At 65.5% G+C, this 3,768-nt stretch carries 3 protein-coding genes; all 3 read right to left on the bottom strand.

The genetic code is table 11. The annotated features are described in order from the left end of the window. A partial coding sequence (locus HUV01_RS13655; RefSeq protein ID WP_254606649.1) for a DUF885 family protein occupies window positions 1–739 on the bottom strand: 739 nt, incomplete at its 3' end. 83 nt (window positions 740–822) lie between these two features. After that, window positions 823–3,156, bottom strand: a complete 2,334-nt coding sequence (locus tag HUV01_RS13650; protein WP_174298766.1) for a TonB-dependent receptor — start codon at window positions 3,154–3,156, stop codon at window positions 823–825. Between the two features lie 240 nt (window positions 3,157–3,396). After that, window positions 3,397–3,768: amidohydrolase family protein (locus HUV01_RS13645; RefSeq protein ID WP_174298765.1), on the bottom strand; the 372-nt coding region annotated here is incomplete at its 5' end.

Below are 3,768 nucleotides of genomic sequence, written 5' to 3'. Positions count from 1 at the left end.
GGGTGAGCGCGGGCGCGACCTGCGCGGCGAAGATCGCGGCCCCGCGCACGCCGATGTCGCCGAGCCCCTTGGCGCGCGCACGCGCGATCGCGTCGACCATCAATGCGGACTGGCGCGGCGGCGTGTCGCGCAACGCGCGAATCTGCGACACCGCGCGCACGATCACGAAGTCCGGCGGGATCACGCCGATGCCGGCGTCGTGGCGGATGCGATCGGTCTCCTGGTCGAGCGCCACCGCCAGCCCCGCGAGCCGCGCATACCAGGCATCGATGTCGGCGGCGGTCGCGATCGGATGGGCGGAGCCGATGAAGTCCGGCATCCAGTAATAACTGCCGTTCATCTGGCTGACGACATACGGGCTCGGCCGCAGGTCGATATCGATATAGCCGTACCGGCCGAAGATGTCCGCGAACTGGTCGTAGACAAAGGCGGCGACATCGTAGTCGAGCGTTGCCGCGGGCGATAGCGTGGTCCTGTCGATGCGGCGTAGCTGGGCCTGCGCCGCGGCGATCGCGATCCGATCACGATCCATCGCGGCGAGCGAGCGGTCGTCGAGGCGACCGCGAAGCGCCGCGTGCGCGCCGACATCCCAGTTGAAGTTGGTCGCCTGCTCGGGCGAACGCTGCAGGAAGAGCTCGGCGTGGCGCTGCATCAGCGCCGCCAGCGCGGCATCGCCGCCCCGCGCCTGCTCGGCCCTAACGCCCGGTGCGGCGAACATCACCGAAGCGGCCGAGGCCATCAAGAAGTCTCGCCGGTCCAGCATGTCGTCGGTGTCCCCTCATCGTCCTGTCGACGGCGAGCGGCCGCCCGCCGTCGCCGCGCTTAGAACCGGTACGCCACCGTCCCGCCGAATTCACGGTATGACGGCTCGACTTGGACGCCGCTGTAGAAGGCTTTCTCGTAAGCGTTCGCGTAATAGTGCGCCTTGAACAGATTCTGTACGTAGGCCACCACCCGGAACGGGCCGAAGTCGCTGCCGATCCGCAGGTTAACGTTATGATAACTGGGCGAGATGAACGGGAATTGGTAGTACTTCAGAGCGAATTGCGACGACAGCATCTTGCTTCGGTAGTTCCACTCGGCGCGCACGAACGCATCGGCCGTGTCGCTGATCGCGTAGGTATACTGGCCTTGCGCCCCCAGCGTCCACTTCGGCGCGGCGATCAGCGGCTTCCCGCTCGCGTCGATCACCGATCCGTCAACCAGCGCGTTCTGATACTTGCGGTACTTGGCATTGTCGTAGCCGACCTGTCCGCTCAGCTTGAACTCCTTGGTAATCTGCGCGTCGAAGCTGCCTTCGGCACCGTAACTGCGCGCGCGCGCAGCGTTGGCGATCCCGCTCACGCCTCTCAGCAGACCGTCGTCGCCGATGAACTGGAACTGGATGTTCTCCTGCACATTCTTCCAGTCCATGTAGAAGATGGCGGCATCGAGCCTCAGCTTGCGATCGAACAGCGAGAGCTTGGTGCCGCCCTCGTAGTTCCACAACGTCTCCGGCTTGAACGAGTTGGCCAGCTCGACGTCGTTGCTGGTCTGCGTGCCGCCCGACTTGAAGCCGCGCGAGGCCGTGGCATAGATCAGGAAGTCGGGGTCGATCTTGTAGTTGACCGTGAACTTGGGCGAGAAGTCGTTGAACGACGTCGCACGGTCGTTAGTATCGGTTATGATGCCGCTCGACGAGTCGAACGACTGGTTCTTGGTGCGTTCGTGGGAGTAGCGGCCGCCGACGACCAGCGCGAGCTTGTCGGTCGCGTTGAACGTACCCTGGCCGAACACCGCGTAGTAGGTCGTCGAGCTGTCCGAAAGACCGCCGGTGATCTGCGAGCCGTCCGGCCCGAACGGGCTCTCGGTCCCGTTGAAGGTGAACTGGTTCGAATTGCCGGTGTCATGGCCGACCGAGGTGCCGACGCTCCAATCCAAACGATGGCTGCCGCTCGACTGCAACCGCAGCTCGCCGCTGGTCGACGCGCGCTTGAGCTTGAGATTCTCGTAGAAATAGTCGTGGCTGCCGCCGTCGACGTCGCCGAAGTTGAACAGGTTGGACGAGATGTGGCCCGCCACGCCGGTGAGCGTCACCCCGCCCAGGTTCCATACCGCCCGGCCGCTCTCGTATTGGTACTTGCTGCCGACATCCTGTGGGCGGTTGAAGTTCACGCGATTGTCGTTCTTCGGATAGAAGCCGACGCCATCGGGATCGGCGATGAAGCCGGGCGTGTCGGAACCGTAGTAGACCGACGCCCAAGTGGCGGTGACGAACCCGGTCGGCACGCCGTCGCGCATCCCGTCCCTCTCGTTCGAGTAGCTGTAGGTCAGGTCGATCGTCAGGTCGGGCGTCGGCGTGACGCGCCCCTCGATCCGGCCGGTGTAGTAGCGGTGGTTGTTGCCGCCCCCGATCGGGTTGATGTTCTTGATGTAGCCGTCCGACTTTTCGTACTGGCCCGACGCGCGGATCGCGAACAGGTTCTTGATGATTGGCACGTTGAGCACCGCTTCGACCCGGCGCGTGTCGAAGCTGCTGTAGCTTCCCTCTAGTTCACCCTCGAAATGGTCGACCGGCTTTTTAGTGATGACGTTGATCGCGCCGCCGATCGAATTCCGACCGAAGTAGGTGCCCTGCGGCCCGCGCAGGATCTCGATGCGGTCCAGGTCGACGATCTGCGGGTTGCTCGTGCCCGCCTCGACGTTGAACTCGTCGATGTAGAAGGCGTAGGATGCCTGCCGAACGTCCGAGTACGGGCTGAGTTGGTTCGAGATGCCGCGCAGGACGAGGTCCTTGCGGTCGCGCGAGCCGTTAGACTGGAAGCTGACGTTCGGCGTCAGCGCGAAGTAGTCCTGCACGCTGCGGATGTTCTGGTTCTTGAGCGTCTGGCTCGTCACTGCGGTGATCGCGATCGGAACGCTCTGGATCGACTCCTGCCGGCGCTGCGCGGTTACGATGATTTCCGAGCTGTCCGCAGGCGCGCCGCCGGTCCCCTCCGCGGTCGTGCTCGCCGACTTGTCCGGAGCCTCCGCCGACGCGCCGGCTGGCGGCGACGGGGCGGCCGGCGCTGCCGAGGTCTGCGCCCGCGCGCCGCCGGCGACCGCCGTGGCGGCGATCAAGGCAGCAGCGGCGGTGGACGTGCGCCATGTGCGAGCGGCTCTGGTCGAGTGCGTCATGCGATTACCCCCTGTCTGGCCGCGAACGCGTGCGCGGCATCCGTTCCCGTAAGCCAAGCGCCGCGCGTGCCCTCGTGATCGAGGTTCACCCAACCGGCGCGATCCTGCGATACCGCCCTGGCCCAGCGCCGTGATCTCAAAGCCGCGGCTGCTCGACTGCCCTCGCACTGTCCGTCGCATGTCGCCGGCGATCAACAAGAAGGCGGGCGCGACATCGTTGCGTGAACTGCAACACAAGCGTCATCGTGCCGCCGAGCCTCCCTCGTCGGGAACGCCCGCATCGTCGTCGCGGACGATCAGTCCTCCCTTCATCACGAAGTCGAGCGTGCGGAGCGCGGCTATATCCTTTACGGGGTCGGCGGTGACGGCCACGATGTCGGCGAGCTTGCCGGGCGCGAGCCGACCGACCTCATCCTCTATCCGGAGCATGGCCGCGGGGCGGATCGTCCCCGCCTGAAGCGCCTGGAGCGGGGTCATGCCGGCTCGCTGGTAGAGTTCGGCCTCCGCGATCGTGGCGGTGGTGCCGCCATTGGGTTCGTAGGGGAACTGATCGGTCCCGAGCGCGATCTTCACGCCCAGCCGGATCGCGTTCCGCAGCATCGCCCAATGATC

The sequence above is a fragment of the Sphingomonas bacterium genome, from assembly GCF_903643035.1.
GTDB lineage: Bacteria > Pseudomonadota > Alphaproteobacteria > Sphingomonadales > Sphingomonadaceae > Sphingomonas.
Note: the sequence above shows the minus strand (reverse complement) of the source record. Positions and strands in the feature narration are given on the sequence as shown.